Here is a 17,374-nt window from a genome sequence, read left to right on the forward strand (position 1 = left end):
CTTGTTGGGCGCGGATTGGCTACGGTGAGTCGCAGCCAGTGAGCTTTTTGTGGCGAGGGAGCTTGCTCCCGCTGGGCTGCGAAGCGGCCCTAAAATCTGCAATCGAATTATGTCAGGCACACCGCGTCCGACGGTTTTGCGACTGCTGCGCAGTCGAGCGGGAGCAAGCTCCCTCGCCACAGGTATGCGTGATCCTTAGAGGCGTTTCGTACCATGAGTAAAACCATTGCCATCGTGGTGTTCCCAGGCGTCCAGTCGCTCGACGTCACCGGCCCCATGGATGTGTTTTCCGAAGCCAATCGTTTCCTGGCCCCGGAGGATCACTATCGGCTGGAGGTGATCGGTATCGAGCATGGGGTGATGGTGTGTTCCAACGGTTTATCGCTCAATGCCCATCGGCATTTCAGTGAAGCACTGGAGGCTTATGACCTGCTGTTGGTGGCGGGTGGGCCGCAGTTGCCGTTCCTGAATTTTGGCGCGGCGTTCGATGCCTGGTTGCGTGATGCCTGTGCGTTGGCGCAACGGTTTGGTTCGATCTGCAACGGCGCCTTCATGCTCGCCCGGGCCGGATTGCTCGACGGGCGAACCGTCACCACTCATTGGGGCGACGCCGCGGCGCTGGCGCAGTTGTGCCCGTCGACTCAGGTCGAGGCTGATCGTTTGTACGTGCAGGATGGCGAGCTTTACACCTCGGCCGGGGTCACGGCGGGAATCGATCTGTCGCTGTATCTGCTGGCCCGGGATCACGGGCCGGACGTGGCACTCAGCGTGGCCAAGCGGCTGGTGGTGTTCACCCAGCGCTCGGGCGGGCAATCGCAGTTCAGTCCGTTCCTCACGCCCCATGCCGAACCGACTTCGGCGGTAGCGTTGGTCCAGCTCTATGTGTTGGCCAACCTCAATGGCGACCTGACCATTGCTGATCTGGCCAACGCCGCCAACATGAGCACGCGCAACTTTTCCCGGGTGTTCGCCAAGGAGGCGAAAATCACCCCGGCGGAATTCGTCGAACGGGCGAGGGTGGACGCAGCGCGGGTGATGCTCGAAAGCACCCATGCGCCGCTGAAAACCGTGGCGTACCAGTGCGGGTTTCGCGATGCCCAGCACATGCGCAGTGTGTTCAACCGCAGGCTGGGGGTGACGCCGCAGCAGTTCAGGTTGAATTTTGCGGCGATGGTTTGAGCCAGGATTTGGGTTGTTTTTGTGGGCCTCTTCGCGGGCAAGCCCGCTCCCACAGTGATCGGTGTGAAGCAACAATCGTGTGATCAACACAAAACCTGTGGGAGCGGCGGTGCGGCGGTCCGACTTGCCCGCGATGACGTCAGTTCAACCAACAGAAATCTATTGCCCTGAACGCGCTGGCAACAGCTTCAACGTACTACGGGTATTGGCTGTCACTTCTTCATCATTGAAATGCGCCTGGTAGTAAACCCCTTCGATATACGCCTCGGCCTGATCGGCATAGTGGCTGTCGAACGGCACGCCGCTCTGGCCGACCGGGTTGATGGTCAGGCTGTGGGCCGGGTCGGCGAAGTCGATCAGCCGCCGCGTCGACGGGCCGTAGGTCACGGGCCACGGCGCAGGGCCGATCTTGGCCGAGAGGTTGTTCGGCACTTCGTGGGTGCCGGGCGCCGCGAACGGGCCGACGTTGAAGATCCGCTCCAGCGGTTTCTGCATCCCTAGCGGATGGCCGTGAGTCAAGGTGTGCGCCTTGCCCCACTGCCATTGTGTGGAATCGGCGCCCAGGGTGATTTTGAGGTGAGCCATGCTCGCTTGCCAGGCCACCTTGACCGTATCGGCGCGGGTTTCCTTGCCGGGGGTGTTGCGGTTGTCCCACCACGGTGAATCGGCGGAGGCCGCCAGACGCGGCAGTGCGGCATCGATCACCCGGGTCGGGAGCAGCGTTTCGAAGAAGTCATTGCCCAGTTCATCGCGCAGTGCCGCGTCGGTGAGGTTGAACAGAAACTGGTTAAACAGCGTGGCGCTGATGGAGTCCAGCGGGTAATCGCCGCTCCACTGTGCCAGTTGCTCCACCCGTTTGAGCTCGGCGGGATCGCTCACCACTTCACGCAGTACCGGTAGCAACGGCGCCAGCAAACGCGGACCGTAGTCGGTGGTGGTGCCCAGTTGCAGCTTCTGGTTGGAATCGTTGTCCCACTTCACGTTCTTGTCACTGAGTTGACGATTGAGCTGCTGACCGCGATCAGCGAGGTTGTAGTAACCGGGAATTTCCATGCCGGTCGGCGACACCGGCTGGAAGTTAGCCGAGACGATATAGCCCCGCGCCGGGTTCTCTTCCTGTGGGTTGGCGCTGAACGGGTAAAAACCTTCCTTGTCTGCCTGAGGGGTGCTGCCGTCGAGGATGAACCCGGGCTTCACCCCGGCCGGGCGCTTGGGCAGCAGCGCCGAGGCCCACCAACCGATGTCGCCCTTGGCGTTGGCGTAGACGATGTTCAGCCCCGGTGCCTGAACCTTGGCCGACGCGGCGCGGGCCTTGGCCAGGGTGTCGGCGCGGTTGAGCTGGTAGAAGCCGTCGAGGATCGGATTCGGCGTCTCGAGGAAGGCCCACCACATGGCAACCGGCGTCTTGCCGGCGGCGGTGCCGAGCGCATCGTTGATGATCGGGCCGTGGGGCGACTGGCGCAGGGTCAGGGTGACCGGTGACTGGCCTTTGACCGCGATCTGTTGTTCGGTGTTGACCATGTCGACCCACTGGCCGCGATACCAGACCTGGTTCGGGTTGTCCGGGTTGACCTTCTCGGCGATCAGGTCCAGATCGTCGTTCTGGAACATCGTCAGGCTCCAGCCGAAGTCCAGGTTGTGGCCAAGAAACGCAAACGGTACCAGCGCCTGATGGTAGCCATAGAGCTCGAAACCCGGCGCTGACAGGTGCGCTTCGTACCACACCGACGGCACCGAGAAGCGGATGTGCGGGTCACCGGCCAGCAGCGGTTTGCCGCTTTTGCTGCGGTTGCCGGAAATCACCCAGGCATTGCTGCCTTCGAATTGCGGCAGGCCATTGTCGGCCAGCGCCTGCTCACTCAAGCGGGCGAGGGCGTTCAGATCCTTCCAGTCATTGGCGGTGAGGGCCGGCGCAGGGTTGGCGCGCCCTTTGGCCAGCACGCCCTTGGGCTGCCAGTCGAGGTCGAAGATGTTCAGGTACTCGGCGCCCAGTTGGTCACGCACGTAAGTCAGCAACGGTTCGGTGCGAAACGCCGCGGCAAAGCTGTAGGCCATGTAGCCGGCGATGCTGATGCTGTCTTCGGCGGTGAAAGGGCGCTTGGGGATCCCCAGCACGTCGAACTCTATCGGCGCAGCGTGGCTGTCCTGATATTGATTGATGCCATCCAGATAGGCTTGCAGAGCCTTCCACGCCGGCGACTGACGATCCAGCGCCGCCACGTAGCTTTCAGCCCGTTCGCGGATGCGCAGGCTGCGAAACAGTTTGTCGGTGTCGATCAGTTTCGGGCCGAGGACTTCGGCCAGCTCACCACGGGCCAGGCGTCGCATGGCTTCCATCTGGAACAGGCGGTCCTGGGCATGCACATAGCCGAGGGCACGGTAGAGGTCGGTTTCGTTTTCGGCACGAATGTGCGGCACGCCGCGCACGTCGTAGCGCACGGTCACCGAACCTTGCAGGTGCTGCAACTCCACCTGGCCCTGGCGCGTCGGTTGCTTGCTGTACACATACCAGCCGCCCCCGGCGACGAGTACGACGATCAGCAAGGCAAGTACGGTGAGGGCGCGTTTCATGCAGACTCCTTGTTCTTTCGGGATTGCCGCCCGTGTGGGCTGCAAACGTGTAGCACAGACCTCCTGTGCCGGGCATTGCGGTCCTGGAAAAGTCGGGAATGCCTTACTTCCCCTCAGCAGGCCACGGGCAGTAGCAACCCACCGCCAGCGTGTGGGTGGCGTTCACCGCCCGGCCTTCATTCAGCGCTTGCAGAATAGGCTCGATAAAGCTGTTGCTCGAATTGCAGGTCAGGCCTTCGCTGTAAGGACCGAAATACGCCAGCCGGCCACTGCGGTCCCAGATCGCCACCGCCGGGCTGGCGGGGATCTGTTCGGAACCTGGCAGGACAGTAATGGTTTTAAGGCGACTCAACGTGCTGGGCAATTGACCGTGGCTGCCGGGCTTTTGGACCGCATAGAACTCGACGCCCTGCGGTAGATACTGCTCAACCAGTTCGGTCAGGTGTTGTTGGTTGCCGACATTGCACGGGCAGGCCGGGTCCCAGAAGTGCACCAGGCGAATGGCGCCGGGGCCGGCAAGTTCGTCCGGAAGGCGCAACGGGTCGCCGGAGAACACTGCTGTGTGCGAACTGAAGGCGCGCAAGTAGCGCCCCTGAAACCAGTCATAGGCGGCCCACAGCACGCCGGCGCACACAAGGGCGAGCAGGCTGGCAAGCAGTGTGGTGCGGTAGGCCGGACGCATGAGTTTCAATCCTCGAAGGTCGGCTAGCTTGCCATGCTTGCCGCGACAGATGAATATCGCAGGCCCATAAAGTCCGTTTCGCGCTCTGGAATAGCCCATGTCCGCCACTTTCGCCCCCGATCATTTGCGTGCCAGCCTGCGGCCATTGGCCGAGTGGCAGCCGCTGTCGACGGAGGCCATGGCCTATCAGCATTTTTATGGGCTGGATTTTCCCCAGCGACCCTTGCGCAGTGGCCTGGGGCGTTTCGAGGTCGATGGCTATGAAGTGGTCAGCCAGCTCTGGTGGCCCGAGCGGGCGAAGGCGACGCTGTTTCTGTTTCACGGTTTCTACGATCACACCGGGCTCTACCGGCATGTGATCGAATGGGCGCTGGACCAGGGTTTTGCGGTGATCGCCTGTGACCTGCCGGGGCATGGCCTGTCCAGTGGCGAACGAGCGAGCATCAAGGATTTCGCCGAGTATCAGAACACCCTGCAAGGGCTATTGGCCGAGGCGCAATCGCTGGGCCTTCCGCAGCCCTGGCACCTGTGCGGGCAAAGCACTGGTGGGGCGATCGTGATCGATCATGTGCTCAATCAGGGCGCGAACAGTCCCGCCCAAGGGCAAGTGATTCTGTTGTCGCCACTGGTGCGGCCGCGAGCCTGGGGTTGGTCGCAGCTCAGTTATTACCTGCTCAAGCCGTTCGTCAAAGGCATCGCCCGGCGTTTCAGCGAGAACTCCAACGACCCTGACTTCCTGGCGTTCCTGCAAGCCGATCCGTTGCAACCGCTACGCCTGCCAACGGCTTGGGTCGGTGCGCTGGGGCGGTGGATCAAGCGTATCGAAGCGGCACCGAGCAGCCCTCGGCGGCCGCTGATTGTGCAGGGGCAGGCGGACATGACCGTGGACTGGCAGCACAACCTTGACGTATTGCGGGGCAAGTTCGATCGGCCTCAGGTATTGATGTTGCCTGAGGCGCGGCATCATCTGGCGAATGAGACACCGGGGTTGCGGCAGGAGTATTTCGGGTTTTTGAGCAAGCGGATCAAGGGGCGAAATCTTTAGTGGTAGTCAGGGTCTCATCGCGGGCAAGCCCGCTCCCACAGTATCTGTGCAAGTTCCCCATTTTGTGACCAGTACAAAACCTGTGGGAGCGGGCTTGCCCGCGATGGGGATCTGGCGGACACCGAAAAACTACTGGGCAAGGCTCGACGTACTCTGCCCCACCGCCAACCCCGCCCGAATCGCCGCCAATGCCGCTTGGTAGTAAGCCTGGCCTTCAGTGGACTCGGCAAAGGTCGCGAACTCTTCCAGCTCTTCATCCGACAGGTCGCGATAGACATACAGCAGCGTGTTGTTCAGGTCAGCGCCGATCTGCTCCATCAGGCGCTGGCGCTGACCGTTCAACATGCCTTGAGCCTGACCGCCACCGAGCAGGCCGGGGATCATCGAGCTCAGGCTGTCGGCCGCCACGCCCGCAATTGCCAGGCTGACTTCAGCGCCGGCCTCGCGGGCGGGCAGGGCCTGGGCCAGGTGGCCGATGATGAGTTGACGGGTATCGCTGGCCTGCATTTTCGGCAAGCCCTTGGCGTTTTTCGCCAATTGATCGCGACGGGTCGCCAGCAGTTCGGCGGCGACGATTTTCTTGCCCAGGGGCGATTGAAAGAAGGTCAATGCAGGTTTCGGGTCGGCAAGTTTTTTGCGCAGCTGCGCTTCGGCACGCTGATCCATGGCTTTGGGCGCAAAGCGCTGATTGCTGTTGTTGACCAAGGCCTGAAACACCGCTGGTGGCAGGCTGTTCTGGTAACGCTGCTGAGCAGCCGAGAGAGCATCGTTGAAATGCGCGCGTTGTTCTGGCCAACCGGCGACCTTGTACAACTGGTCGTGGCCGTCCGCCCAGGCGGGCAAAACGCAGAACATCAACAGTGAGAAAAGCAAGCGACGCATAGGGACTCCTGTCAGCAGGCGACTATTCTCCGTGCGGCATCCGTACTTGTCGAGAATTCGTATCAGGTTGCGTGCCTTATCCGACCAATCCTCCGCTGCGCGGCTCTGTCGGATTTGCGGGCACAGGAATACTATGCGCGCCATGCAAATATCCTCTGATCATCCGCTGCTGTTACGTATCGTCGACGACCTGGCTGAGCGCGGCTGGTCGCAGCAGAATATTTTCCTGCCTCTGGATCTGACCCGAGCGCTGGCGGCCGAGTGCCGCAAACGTGCCGCCGAGGGCGAACTTGCCCCCGCCGCCGTGGGGCGCGGGCCGTTTTCGGAGATCCGCGAGGGCATTCGCGGTGACCATATCCAGTGGCTCGAACCCGGTCAGGTCGAGGCTTGCGACCGCTATCTGGGGTTGATGAACAGCCTGCGTGAGACGATGAATCGCAGTTTGTTTCTGGGCCTGGAAGATTTCGAGAGCCATTTCGCGCTGTACCCGCCCGGTGCTTTCTACCTCAAGCATGTCGACCGGTTCCGCGATGACGACCGGCGCATGGTCTCGGCGGTGATCTACCTCAATGACGGCTGGCTGCCCGAGCATGGCGGCCAGCTGCGCATGTACCTCGACGAAGGCGTCGAACACGATGTGGTGCCCATCGGAGGATGTCTGGTGGTGTTCCTGTCGGGTGAAGTCCCCCACGAAGTCCTGCCCGCGACCCGAGATCGCCTGTCGTTGACGGGCTGGTTCCGCCGTCGTGGCAACGAGCCGTTCTGATCATGCAAAAGATTCTGGTAAGCCGCTGTTTGCTCGGTCACCGCGTCCGTTACGACGGTGGTGCCAGTGGGCCATTCAATCTGTTGGACCAGTGGATTGCCGAAGGCCGGGTGGTGCCGTTGTGCCCGGAAGTCGCCGGTGGTTTACCGACGCCAAGGGCTGCGGCGGAGATTCCGGGCGGGCAGGGCGGTGAAGTGCTTGATGGCCTTGCATCGGTCATCACCACCGAGGGCGAGGACGTCAGTGCCGAGTTTCTTTCGGGCGCTTACCAGGCGCTGGAACTGGTGCAACAGCACGGCATCCGGATTGCCGTGCTCAAGGCCAACAGCCCGTCATGCGGGAATCTGTTGACCTATGACGGGACGTTCAGTGGTGTGAAGGTCAGCGGTGAGGGGGTTACCGCGGCATTGCTCAAGCGCCATGGCGTGCAAGTCTTCAGCGAGCTGGAGTTGCCGCAAGCTGCACAGGCCCTGGCAATACTCGACTAACAATCCACGAAACAAACTTGTGGGAGCGGGCTTGCCCGCGATGACGGTCTTCCATTCAACATCAATATTGACTGTTATGGCCTCATCGCGGGCAAGCCCGCTCCCACAGGGTTACTTGTCAGCCTTAAATCAGGGTTTCGGCGCCACACCCGCATCCGCCCCAAACCACTTCTGCTCCAGCGTCTCCAGCCGGCCATCGGCCTTGATCCGCTGCAAGGCGTTTTCGAGGCTGGCATGAAATGCCGGGTTACCTTTCTGAAATGGAATCGCCAGGTCCACAGCCGGGGCGGTTTTCGGTTTTTGCTCCGTCAGCGACTGGACCAACAGGATTGAGCGCGGCGGCTCTTCTTTCTGCGCGATCAATTGCGCATTGGTGTGAATGTAAGGCTCGCTGAAGTCGAAACGATCCTTCAGGTCCGCGGTCAGTGGTATGTGATTGATAGCGACGTCGTACTTGCCGCTTTCGACGCCGGTCAACAGATCGCCGGAATCGGTGACGACGAAGTCAGCCCGTACATCCAGCTCATTGGCCAGCAATTGACCCAACTCGACTTCGAAGCCGGTCAGTTTGTCGTCATCCTTGAAATTGAAGGGCGGCGTATTAGCCTCAAGGGCAATGCGCAATTCGCCGCGGTCGTTTACATCGTCCATCAGTTCGGCATGAGCCAAAGGGCTCAAAAGGGGTAGCAGGCAGATCAGGCCAGGCAAAAAGCGCATGGTCACTCCTTTGAATTCATTTATTGCGACGCGCTGTTCAGGCTCGCTTTGCTATGGTTGTCGTGTGCCTTCGACAACGAATGGCCGTTAAGTTGTCACGGTCGAGCGAATTTTACGGAAAAACTGGAGAAGAGAATGAAAAGCTTTATGTCACGTGCAGCACTGGCTGGCCTGTTGCTGGGTGCATCGATGCTGGCAACGGCTGCTACGCCGGCTCCCAAAGGTGCAGAAGTGTCCATCGTTTCTCCTGCGGACGGAGCCACGGTTCCGCAAACCGTCGTCGTCAAGTTCGCGGTCAAGAACATTGCGCTAGCGCCTGCGGGCGATGTCACCAAAAACACCGGCCATCACCACTTGCTGATCGATGTCGATAAACTGCCAGCCGCCGGTGCACCAATCCCCAACGATGCCAACCACCTGCACTTCGGCAAGGCGCAGACCCAGGCTGAAGTAAAGCTGACGCCGGGTAAACACACCTTGCAGCTGGAGCTGGGTGATAGCGGCCACATGCCGTTCGATCCGCCTATCGTGTCGGAAAAAATCACCGTCAACGTTAAGTAACATTCGTCACACCCATGAAAAAGGAGACCCGAAGGTCTCCTTTTTTTGTCACTCAAGTCACTATCAGAACAGCACGCGGCAACGAATGGTGCCTTTGATGTGCTGCAGCTTCTCTTGAGCCATTTCCGAGTACTCGGCATCGACGTCGATGACGACGTAGCCGACTTTCTCGTTGGTCTGCAGGAACTGACCGGAAATGTTGATGCCGTTTTCGGCGAAGACCTTGTTGATCTCGCTCATCACACCCGGAATGTTCTCGTGGATGTGCAGCAGACGGTGCTTGCCAGGGTGAGCCGGCAGCGCCACTTCCGGGAAGTTCACGGACGATACCGAAGTACCGTTGTCGCTGTACTTGACCAGTTTTTCCGCCACTTCCAGGCCGATGTTGGCTTGCGCCTCAGCGGTGGAACCACCGATGTGCGGAGTCAGGATCACGTTGTCCAGGCCACGCAGCGGGCTTTCGAACTCTTCTTCGTTGGAGCGCGGCTCCACCGGGAATACGTCGATGGCCGCGCCGATCAAGTGCTTGTCCTTGATCGCGTCTGCCAGGGCGTCCAGTTCGACAACAGTGCCGCGAGCAGCGTTGATCAGAATGCCGCCCTTCTTGATGGCGCGGATTTCCTTCTCGCCGATCATCCACTGGGTGGCAGCGGTTTCCGGAACGTGCAGGGTAACGATGTCGGACATGCCCAGCAGTTCATGCAGGTTGCCGACCTGGGTGGCGTTACCCAGTGGCAGCTTGGTCACGGTGTCGTAGAAGTACACCTGCATCCCCAGGCCTTCAGCCAGGACCGACAGCTGAGTACCGATCGAGCCGTAACCGACGATGCCCAGCTTCTTGCCACGGATCTCGAAGGAGTTGGCAGCGCTTTTGATCCAGCCGCCACGGTGGCAGGAAGCGTTCTTCTCAGGAATGCCGCGCAGCAACAGGATCGCTTCGGCCAATACCAGCTCGGCGACGGAGCGAGTGTTGGAGTACGGGGCGTTGAATACCGCGATACCGCGTTCGCGAGCCGCGTTGAGGTCGACCTGGTTGGTGCCGATGCAGAAACAGCCGACAGCCACCAGTTTCTTCGCGTGATCGAAGATCTCTTCGGTCAGTTGAGTGCGGGAGCGAATGCCGATGAAGTGAGCATCAGCGATCTTTTCCTTCAACTGGGCTTCCGGCAGAGAACCTGTGAGGTACTCGATGCTGGTGTAGCCCGCCGCCTTGAGGACGTCGACAGCCGATTGGTGGACGCCTTCGAGAAGAAGGAACTTGATCTTGCTCTTATCGAGAGAAGTCTTGCTCATCTGCGTAAACCTGTGTCCCGGAGAAAAAATGGCAGGAAGGGAGCAGCCAGAGCTGACCCGGACGGCAAGAAAGCCGTCGCCGCAGAACAGCCTTTGGGCACTATCCTGCGGGGTCGGTATGCTAGCATATGCACCCCGCTAAACACTCATTCCTGCGACGTGAAGCGTTCTCAGGATGACCATGAATTGTTCGAGAGTTCTGTCGATGACCAATCCCGCGCTGATTGATGAGCTGAAGACCCTGGTTGAGCCTGGCAAGGTGCTGACCGACGCCGACTCCCTGAATGCTTACGGCAAGGATTGGACCAAGCATTTCGCCCCGGCCCCGACGGCCATTGTGTTCCCCAAGACCACCGAGCAGGTCCAGGCCATTGTCCGTTGGGCCAATGAACACAAGGTGGCGCTGGTGCCTTCCGGTGGTCGTACCGGGCTTTCCGCTGCGGCCGTGGCAGCCAATGGCGAAGTGGTCGTGTCCTTCGACTACATGAACCAGATTCTCGACGTGAACCTGACTGACCGCACGGCCGTTTGCCAGCCAGGCGTGGTTACCGAGCAATTGCAGAACAAGGCCGAAGAGCACGGGCTGTATTACCCGGTGGATTTCGCATCGGCAGGTTCCAGTCAGATTGGTGGCAATATCGGCACCAATGCCGGCGGGATCAAGGTGATTCGCTACGGCATGACCCGCAATTGGGTCGCCGGCATGAAAGTTGTCACCGGCAAGGGCGATCTGCTGGAACTGAACAAAGACCTGATCAAGAACGCCACCGGCTACGACCTGCGTCAGCTGTTCATTGGCGCCGAAGGCACGCTGGGCTTTGTGGTCGAGGCCACCATGCGTCTGGACCGTGCGCCGAAAAACCTCACCGCGATGGTCCTCGGCACCGCCGATTTCGATTCGATCATGCCGGTATTGCACGCATTCCAAAGCAAACTTGACCTGACCGCGTTCGAATTCTTCTCTGACAAAGCTCTTGCCAAGGTCATGGCCCGCGGCGATGTGCCGGCGCCGTTCGAATCCGATTGCCCGTTCTACGCACTGCTGGAATTCGAAGCGACCACTGAAGAAGTGGCCAACCACGCCCTGGAAACCTTCGAGCACTGCGTCGAGCAGGGCTGGGTGCTGGATGGCGTGATGAGCCAGAGCGAAACCCAGCTGCAGAACCTCTGGAAGCTGCGCGAGTACATCTCCGAAACCATTTCCCACTGGACGCCGTACAAAAACGACATTTCAGTCACTGTGTCGAAAGTCCCGGGGTTCCTGAAAGAAATCGACGCAATCGTCGGCGAACATTACCCGGATTTCGAAATCGTCTGGTTCGGCCACATCGGCGACGGCAATCTGCACTTGAACATCCTCAAGCCGGATAACCTGAGCAAGGACGAGTTCTTCGCCAAGTGCGCGACCGTCAACAAGTGGGTGTTCGAAACCGTCGAGAAATACAACGGTTCGATTTCCGCCGAACATGGCGTGGGCATGACCAAGCGTGACTACTTGACCTACAGCCGCTCGCCGGTTGAGATCGAGTACATGAAAGCCGTCAAAGCGGTGTTCGACCCCAACGGCATCATGAACCCGGGCAAGATTTTCGCTGTTTGACTTTTGAATTTAAGAGCTACGAACCAGGAGTCGGTCCATGAGCTATCAGCACCAGTATGTCGACGGTACGCGCATTCATTTCCCGTTGGGGAAAGTGGTGTGCATCGGCCGCAACTACGCCGAACACGCCAAGGAACTGGACAACCCGGTGCCTACCGAGCCACTGCTGTTCATCAAGCCGGGCAGTTGCGTGGTGCCGCTGGAAGGCGGTTTCAGCATTCCGACCGAGCGTGGCTCGGTGCATTACGAAGCGGAAATCGCCGTGCTGATCGGCAAGCCGTTGTCGACCAAGCCCAGCCGTGAAGAAGTGCTGGATGCCATCTCCGGCATCGCCCCGGCCCTGGACCTGACCCTGCGCGACAAACAGGCCGAGCTTAAAGCCAAGGGCTTGCCGTGGGAAATCGCCAAGTGCTTCGACGGTGCGGCAGTGATTGCGCCATTCGTGGCGGGCAGTACCTTCGCCGACCTGACCGACATTGGCATCCGCCTGACCATCAATGGCGAAGTCCGCCAGGATGGCAACAGCAAGGACATGCTCAATCCGATCGTGCCGATGATCCAGTACATGGCCGGCTGCTTCTCGCTGCAGGCCGGTGATGTGATCCTTACGGGTACGCCGGTGGGCGTTGGCCCGCTGAATGTCGGTGACGAACTGGTGCTCGAATTGCCGGGCGCCAGCCGCTTCACCAGCAGCGTCCGCTGATTTACACATAACCCTGTGGGAGCGGGCTTGCTCGCGAAGAGGGAGTGTCAGTCGACATCAATGTTGGCTGACACACCGCATTCGCGAGCAAGCCCGCTCCCACATTGGTTTGTAATCCTTCCCGCAAATTGCATCTGCCCACACAGGGCAATCCCGCCATTTCCCGTTTTTTTCACATTTTGTCCGGATAATTCCGAGGCTTCTGGCGTCTGACCCAGTCCCAATTGTGCTATTACCCATAGCCTGAATTTCTGGAACGCATCCCTGCATGACCACCCAACCGCTGCCCAAGCTGAAAACTGCCCGCCGCTCGCGCTTTGTCATGCGTTGGTATTCCTGGCTTTTGCTGGTGGCTGCTGCTGTGTATGGCCTCGTGTTTACGATGCATTGGGATGATCGCGGCGTGCTCTGGGTGATGGAGCGTTTCGAAAGCCCGGCCGAGCGAAAAGACAGTATCTGGCTGCCGGATTACCGGGCGGTGATCGACGCCAAGTTGCTGCCGGGCATGGAGAAGGATGAAGCGTCAGACGTATCTTATGACCCGCAGACCAAAACCCTGTTTGCGGTGATGGGCAAGAACCCGTTCCTGGTCGAGCTGACATTGCAGGGCGACGTGTTGCGCAAGATGCCGCTGGTGGGTTGGGGCAACCCGGAAGCGGTGGCGGTCATGGGCAACGGTTTGCTGGCGATTACCGATGAGCGCAAACACCTGCTTTCCATCGTCAAGGTCGACGCCGATACTCGCGAATTGAATATCGCCAGTTTCCCGAAATACGACCTGGGCCCGTCGAAAAACCAGAATAAGGCCTTCGAGGCGGTCGTCTGGGATGCGCGCAACCAGCAACTGTTGCTGGGTGAAGAGCGTCCACCGGCGCTGTTCAGCTGGAAAAGCGACGGTAGCCAAATCCTCAAGGGCGACAAGCAAAAGCTGTCCAGCGACGAACTGGATATTCGCAACCTGTCGGCCCTGGCCATCGATTCACGCACCGGTCATACCCTGGTGCTGTCCGCCGATTCTCACTTGTTGCTGGAATTGGATGAGAAAGGCGAGCAGGTCAGCTTCATGACTCTGCTGGGTGGTTTCAATGGTCTGAAAAAAACCATTCCCCGTGCCGAAGGCGTGACCATGGACGAAGCAGGCACGCTGTACATAGTGAGTGAGCCGAACCTGTTCTATCGCTTTGAAAAACAACGGTAGGAGCAGCCTTCGGCAGCTCCTGCGAGTTCGGTCATTGTGGTCGAAGGCCACTGGCCATTAAGCTTGAATTCATGCAGCCGTGGTATTTCATCCTCCCGTCTTGTTTCCGAGCTCGCCTGAATGCGCCGACTTGCCCGTCCCAAACCCTTGATGCTGATCTTGTCGGTAATTGCGCTGATTGTGCTGGTTGCCATCGGCCAATATCTGCGTCTGTTCGAGCGCACCTGGTTCAATGTGCAGGCGCTCTGGCAGCCGATGAATGCTCAGTCCATTGGCCTGGATCAGTATCAGGTAGCGATCGAGGCGCGAGTCATTGACGGTCTGGACGATGATGTTTCGGCGCTGACCTTCGATCCCGTGCGAAAAAGCCTGTTCACCGTCACCAACAAAAATGCCGAACTGATCGAATTGTCCCTGGAGGGCAAAATCCTGCGGCGTGTGGCGCTGGTCGGGTTTGGCGACCCGGAGGCGGTGGAATTCATCAGCGCTGACACTTACGTGATCACTGACGAGCGTCAGCAGCGGCTGATCAAGATTCATCTGGAGAAAGATACGACGTTCCTCGATGCAGCGGACGCCGAACAGATGACCCTCGGTGTGCACATGAGTGGCAACAAGGGGTTTGAAGGGTTGGCCTATGACTCGGTGGGCAAGCGCTTGTTTGTCGCCAAGGAACGCGATCCGATGCTGATTTACGAAGTGCAGGGCTTTCCGCATTACAACCCGGAGAAGTCGTACGCGGTGCATGTGGTGAACAACCCCAAACGTGATGCCGGAATGTTCGTGCGAGACCTGTCGAGCCTGCAGTACGACGAACGCAGCGGCCATTTGCTGGCGCTGTCCGATGAGTCGCGACTGATTCTGGAGCTGGATGTCGATGGGCGACCGCTGACCACAATGTCACTGAGCAAGGGGCGTCAGGGATTGCAGAAAACTGTGCCGCAAGCAGAAGGCATCGCCATGGACGACGACGGCACCCTGTACCTCGTCAGCGAGCCGAATCTTTTCTACGTCTTCAAAAAACCACCGCAAAACTAACAAGCACCCCAAAAACACTGTGGGAGCGGGCTTGCCCGCGATAGCGGTCTGTCCTTCAACAATGATGTTGAATGGGACGGCCTCATCGCGGGCAAACCCGCTCCCACAGGTTTATCTGTGTGTCTGATTTATTGGGCGCGCAGGGTTTTCACGCCTTCACTCGTCCCCAGCAGCAGAAGATCAGCCGGGCGGGCTGCGAACAAACCGTTGGTGACCACGCCGACGATGGCATTGATCTGTGTTTCCAACTCCACCGGGTTGGTGATCTGCATGTTGAATACGTCGAGAATGATGTTGCCGTTGTCGGTCAGAACGCCTTCACGGTAAACCGGGTCACCGCCGAGCTTCACCAGTTCGCGGGCCACGTGGCTGCGGGCCATCGGGATCACTTCCACCGGCAGCGGGAAGGCACCGAGGACCGGCACCAGTTTGCTGGCGTCGGCGATGCAGATGAAAGTCTTGGCCACGGCCGCAACAATCTTCTCGCGGGTCAGGGCCGCGCCGCCGCCCTTGATCAGGTGCAGGTGCTCGTCACTTTCATCGGCGCCGTCGACGTAGAACTCAAGGTTGCTGACAGTATTGAGCTCATACACCGGAATGCCATGGCCCTTGAGGCGGGCGGCGGTGGCTTCGGAACTGGCGACCGCGCCATCGAACGCGCCTTTGTGCTTGGCCAGGGCATCGATGAAGCAGTTGGCGGTGGAGCCGGTGCCGACCCCGACGATGCTCTTGTCGTCGAGTTTCGGGAGGATGAAGTCGACGGCGGCCTGGGCTACGGCCTGTTTGAGTTGATCCTGGGTCATGCGGGCTCCGAAGTGCCGAAAGGGGACGAAAGGCCGGCATTATAGGCTTCGCGATGGGGAAGGTCATTGCCCGATTGGCGGGTCAAATGCGCACATCGCACGATTCCTGTACCTGTAGAGCGAGGTTTGCCCGCGAAAGCGATCTAACCGCCAACATTTATGTTGGATGTTAAGACCTCTTCGCGGGCAAGCCTCGCTCCTACAAATGTCATGATCCTCCCTGGTGAACCTAAAACCTCTTGATTCGTATGGTCGCCCGCCCAAAAGCCGGGTTAGACTCCTTGGCCCTGCCCAACCCGCTCAGTGATGCTTTCCGATGCTCGAACAGTACGTCAAAAAGATCCTCACCTCGCGCGTTTATGACGTTGCCGTAGAAACCCCATTGCAGACTGCCCGCCAGCTCTCCGAGCGGCTGGGTAATGAAATCTGGCTCAAGCGTGAAGACTTGCAGCCGGTGTTCTCGTTCAAGATTCGTGGCGCCTACAACAAGTTGACGCAATTGAGCGATGAAGAACGTGCTCGCGGCGTGGTCACCGCGTCGGCGGGCAATCATGCGCAAGGCCTGGCCCTGGCGGCCAAGGTATTGGGCGTGAAGGCGACCATCGTGATGCCCAAGACCACCCCCGAGATCAAGGTCGAAGGTGTGCGTTCGCGTGGCGGAAAAGTGGTGCTGCACGGGGATTCGTTCCCGGAAGCCCTGGCCTACTCGCTGAAACTGGTCGACGAAAAAGGCTACGTCTACATTCACCCTTACGATGACCCCCACACCATTGCCGGGCAGGGCACGGTGGCCATGGAGATTCTGCGCCAGCACCCGGGGCGTCTGGATGCGATTTTCGTTCCAGTGGGCGGCGGCGGCCTGATCGCCGGCATCGCGGCGTATGTGAAATACCTGCGCCCGGACATCAAAATCATCGGCGTCGAACCGGATGACTCCAACTGCCTGCAAGCCGCCATGGCGGCTGGCGAGCGCGTGGTGTTGCCGACCGTGGGGCTGTTTGCCGACGGCGTCGCGGTGGCGCAAATCGGTCAGCATACCTTCGATATCTGCAAAGACTACGTTGACGAGGTCATCACGGTCAGCACTGACGAGATCTGTGCGGCAATCAAGGATATCTACGACGATACCCGCTCGATCACTGAACCTGCCGGCGCCTTGGGCGTGGCCGGGATCAAGAAGTATGTCGAGCAACGCGGTGTTACGGGGCATACTTTCGTGGCCATCGATTCCGGTGCCAACGTCAACTTCGACCGCCTGCGTCATGTCGCCGAGCGTGCCGAACTGGGCGAGGGCCGCGAAGCCATCATCGCCGTGACCATTCCCGAGAAACCGGGCAGCTTCAAGGCGTTCTGCGAAGCCATCGGCAAGCGCCAGATCACCGAATTCAATTACCGCTACAACACCGGCAGCGAAGCGCACATCTTTGTCGGCGTGCAGACGCACCCGGAAAACGACCCGCGCAGTGCGCTGCTCGCCAGTCTCACCGAGCAGGGTTTCCCGGTACTCGACCTGACCGACAACGAACTGGCCAAGTTACACATCCGCCACATGGTCGGCGGGCGTGCTGTCCATGTGGTCGATGAAGTGGTGCTGCGCTTCGAGTTCCCGGAGCGTCCGGGTGCGTTGTTCAACTTCCTCAACAAGCTCGGCGGGCGCTGGAACATTTCGATGTTCCACTACCGCAACCACGGCGCGGCCGATGGCCGTGTGGTCGCGGGCCTGCAAGTGCCGCACGACGAGCGTCATCTGGTACCGGCCGCGCTGGAAGAAATCGGCTACCCATACTGGGACGAAAGCGACAATCCGGCTTATCAGCTGTTTCTCGGCTGAGCGGCTACGCTGACGAG

Annotated in this window: 16 protein-coding genes; 10 read left to right on the plus strand and 6 right to left on the minus strand. The window is 59.7% G+C overall.

Annotation, left to right across the window (positions count from 1 at the left end):
• Positions 1-213: 213 nt before the first annotated feature.
• Entirely contained in the window at positions 214-1,179 is a 966-nt protein-coding gene (locus PSH88_RS01645; protein ID WP_305424636.1) for a GlxA family transcriptional regulator, read from the plus strand.
• Positions 1,180-1,338: 159 nt separating this feature from the next.
• Here the strand turns inward: PSH88_RS01645 and PSH88_RS01650 are convergent, their stop codons facing one another.
• Positions 1,339-3,750: a penicillin acylase family protein gene (locus tag PSH88_RS01650; RefSeq protein WP_305424637.1), complete on the minus strand. Its 2,412-nt coding sequence runs from the start codon at positions 3,748-3,750 to the stop codon at positions 1,339-1,341.
• Positions 3,751-3,853: 103 nt separating this feature from the next.
• Positions 3,854-4,432: a DUF6436 domain-containing protein gene (locus PSH88_RS01655; RefSeq protein ID WP_305424639.1), complete on the minus strand. Its 579-nt coding sequence runs from the start codon at positions 4,430-4,432 to the stop codon at positions 3,854-3,856.
• 97 nt (positions 4,433-4,529) lie between these two features.
• Here PSH88_RS01655 and bipL point away from each other — a divergent pair, with 97 nt between their 5' ends.
• Complete coding sequence (gene bipL / locus PSH88_RS01660) at positions 4,530-5,477, plus strand: phospholipase BipL (protein ID WP_305424641.1); 948 nt, start codon at positions 4,530-4,532, stop codon at positions 5,475-5,477.
• Between the two features lie 129 nt (positions 5,478-5,606).
• On the opposite strand, the gene PSH88_RS01665 is transcribed toward bipL, so the two are convergent.
• On the minus strand, positions 5,607-6,359 hold the full coding sequence (locus PSH88_RS01665; RefSeq protein ID WP_305424642.1) for a DUF2059 domain-containing protein: 753 nt from the start codon (positions 6,357-6,359) through the stop codon (positions 5,607-5,609).
• A 133-nt stretch (positions 6,360-6,492) separates the two neighbouring features.
• On the opposite strand from PSH88_RS01665, the gene PSH88_RS01670 reads away from it, so the two are divergent.
• Both PSH88_RS01670 and PSH88_RS01675 read left to right on the plus strand, forming a co-directional pair.
• Complete coding sequence (locus PSH88_RS01670; protein WP_305424644.1) at positions 6,493-7,125, plus strand: 2OG-Fe(II) oxygenase; 633 nt, start codon at positions 6,493-6,495, stop codon at positions 7,123-7,125.
• Positions 7,126-7,127: 2 nt separating this feature from the next.
• Positions 7,128-7,613, plus strand: a complete 486-nt coding sequence (locus PSH88_RS01675) for a 2-thiouracil desulfurase family protein (protein ID WP_305424645.1) — start codon at positions 7,128-7,130, stop codon at positions 7,611-7,613.
• A 129-nt stretch (positions 7,614-7,742) separates the two neighbouring features.
• Here PSH88_RS01675 and PSH88_RS01680 read toward each other — a convergent pair whose 3' ends face one another.
• Entirely contained in the window at positions 7,743-8,330 is a 588-nt protein-coding gene (locus PSH88_RS01680; protein WP_305424646.1) for a transporter substrate-binding domain-containing protein, read from the minus strand.
• Positions 8,331-8,465: 135 nt separating this feature from the next.
• On the opposite strand from PSH88_RS01680, the gene PSH88_RS01685 reads away from it, so the two are divergent.
• Positions 8,466-8,891, plus strand: a complete 426-nt coding sequence (locus tag PSH88_RS01685) for a DUF4399 domain-containing protein (RefSeq protein WP_305424647.1) — start codon at positions 8,466-8,468, stop codon at positions 8,889-8,891.
• A 63-nt stretch (positions 8,892-8,954) separates the two neighbouring features.
• On the opposite strand, the gene serA is transcribed toward PSH88_RS01685, so the two are convergent.
• Complete coding sequence (gene serA / locus PSH88_RS01690; protein ID WP_305424648.1) at positions 8,955-10,184, minus strand: phosphoglycerate dehydrogenase; 1,230 nt, start codon at positions 10,182-10,184, stop codon at positions 8,955-8,957.
• Between the two features lie 205 nt (positions 10,185-10,389).
• On the opposite strand from serA, the gene PSH88_RS01695 reads away from it, so the two are divergent.
• The 4 genes from PSH88_RS01695 (at position 10,390) to PSH88_RS01715 (ending at position 14,723) form a co-directional block, all read left to right on the plus strand.
• Positions 10,390-11,784 carry an FAD-binding oxidoreductase gene (locus PSH88_RS01695; RefSeq protein WP_032835036.1) on the plus strand — a complete coding sequence of 465 codons (1,395 nt, stop codon included), beginning with the start codon at positions 10,390-10,392 and terminating at the stop codon, positions 11,782-11,784.
• Positions 11,785-11,821: 37 nt separating this feature from the next.
• Positions 11,822-12,487: a fumarylacetoacetate hydrolase family protein gene (locus PSH88_RS01700; RefSeq protein WP_305424649.1), complete on the plus strand. Its 666-nt coding sequence runs from the start codon at positions 11,822-11,824 to the stop codon at positions 12,485-12,487.
• A gap of 268 nt (positions 12,488-12,755) precedes the next feature.
• Positions 12,756-13,685, plus strand: a complete 930-nt coding sequence (locus tag PSH88_RS01710; RefSeq protein WP_305424650.1) for an SdiA-regulated domain-containing protein — start codon at positions 12,756-12,758, stop codon at positions 13,683-13,685.
• A 120-nt stretch (positions 13,686-13,805) separates the two neighbouring features.
• The gene (locus PSH88_RS01715) at positions 13,806-14,723 is read left to right on the plus strand and encodes an SdiA-regulated domain-containing protein (RefSeq protein WP_305483457.1); all 918 of its coding nucleotides are present in this window, start codon (positions 13,806-13,808) and stop codon (positions 14,721-14,723) included.
• Positions 14,724-14,851: 128 nt separating this feature from the next.
• Here the strand turns inward: PSH88_RS01715 and rpiA are convergent, their stop codons facing one another.
• Entirely contained in the window at positions 14,852-15,526 is a 675-nt protein-coding gene (gene rpiA, locus PSH88_RS01720; protein WP_305424651.1) for a ribose-5-phosphate isomerase RpiA, read from the minus strand.
• Between the two features lie 316 nt (positions 15,527-15,842).
• Between rpiA and ilvA the strand changes: the two genes are divergently transcribed.
• Complete coding sequence (gene ilvA / locus PSH88_RS01725; protein ID WP_305424652.1) at positions 15,843-17,357, plus strand: threonine ammonia-lyase, biosynthetic; 1,515 nt, start codon at positions 15,843-15,845, stop codon at positions 17,355-17,357.
• Positions 17,358-17,374: the final 17 nt, after the last annotated feature.

The sequence above is a fragment of the Pseudomonas wuhanensis genome, from assembly GCF_030687395.1.
Classification (GTDB): domain Bacteria; phylum Pseudomonadota; class Gammaproteobacteria; order Pseudomonadales; family Pseudomonadaceae; genus Aquipseudomonas; species Aquipseudomonas wuhanensis.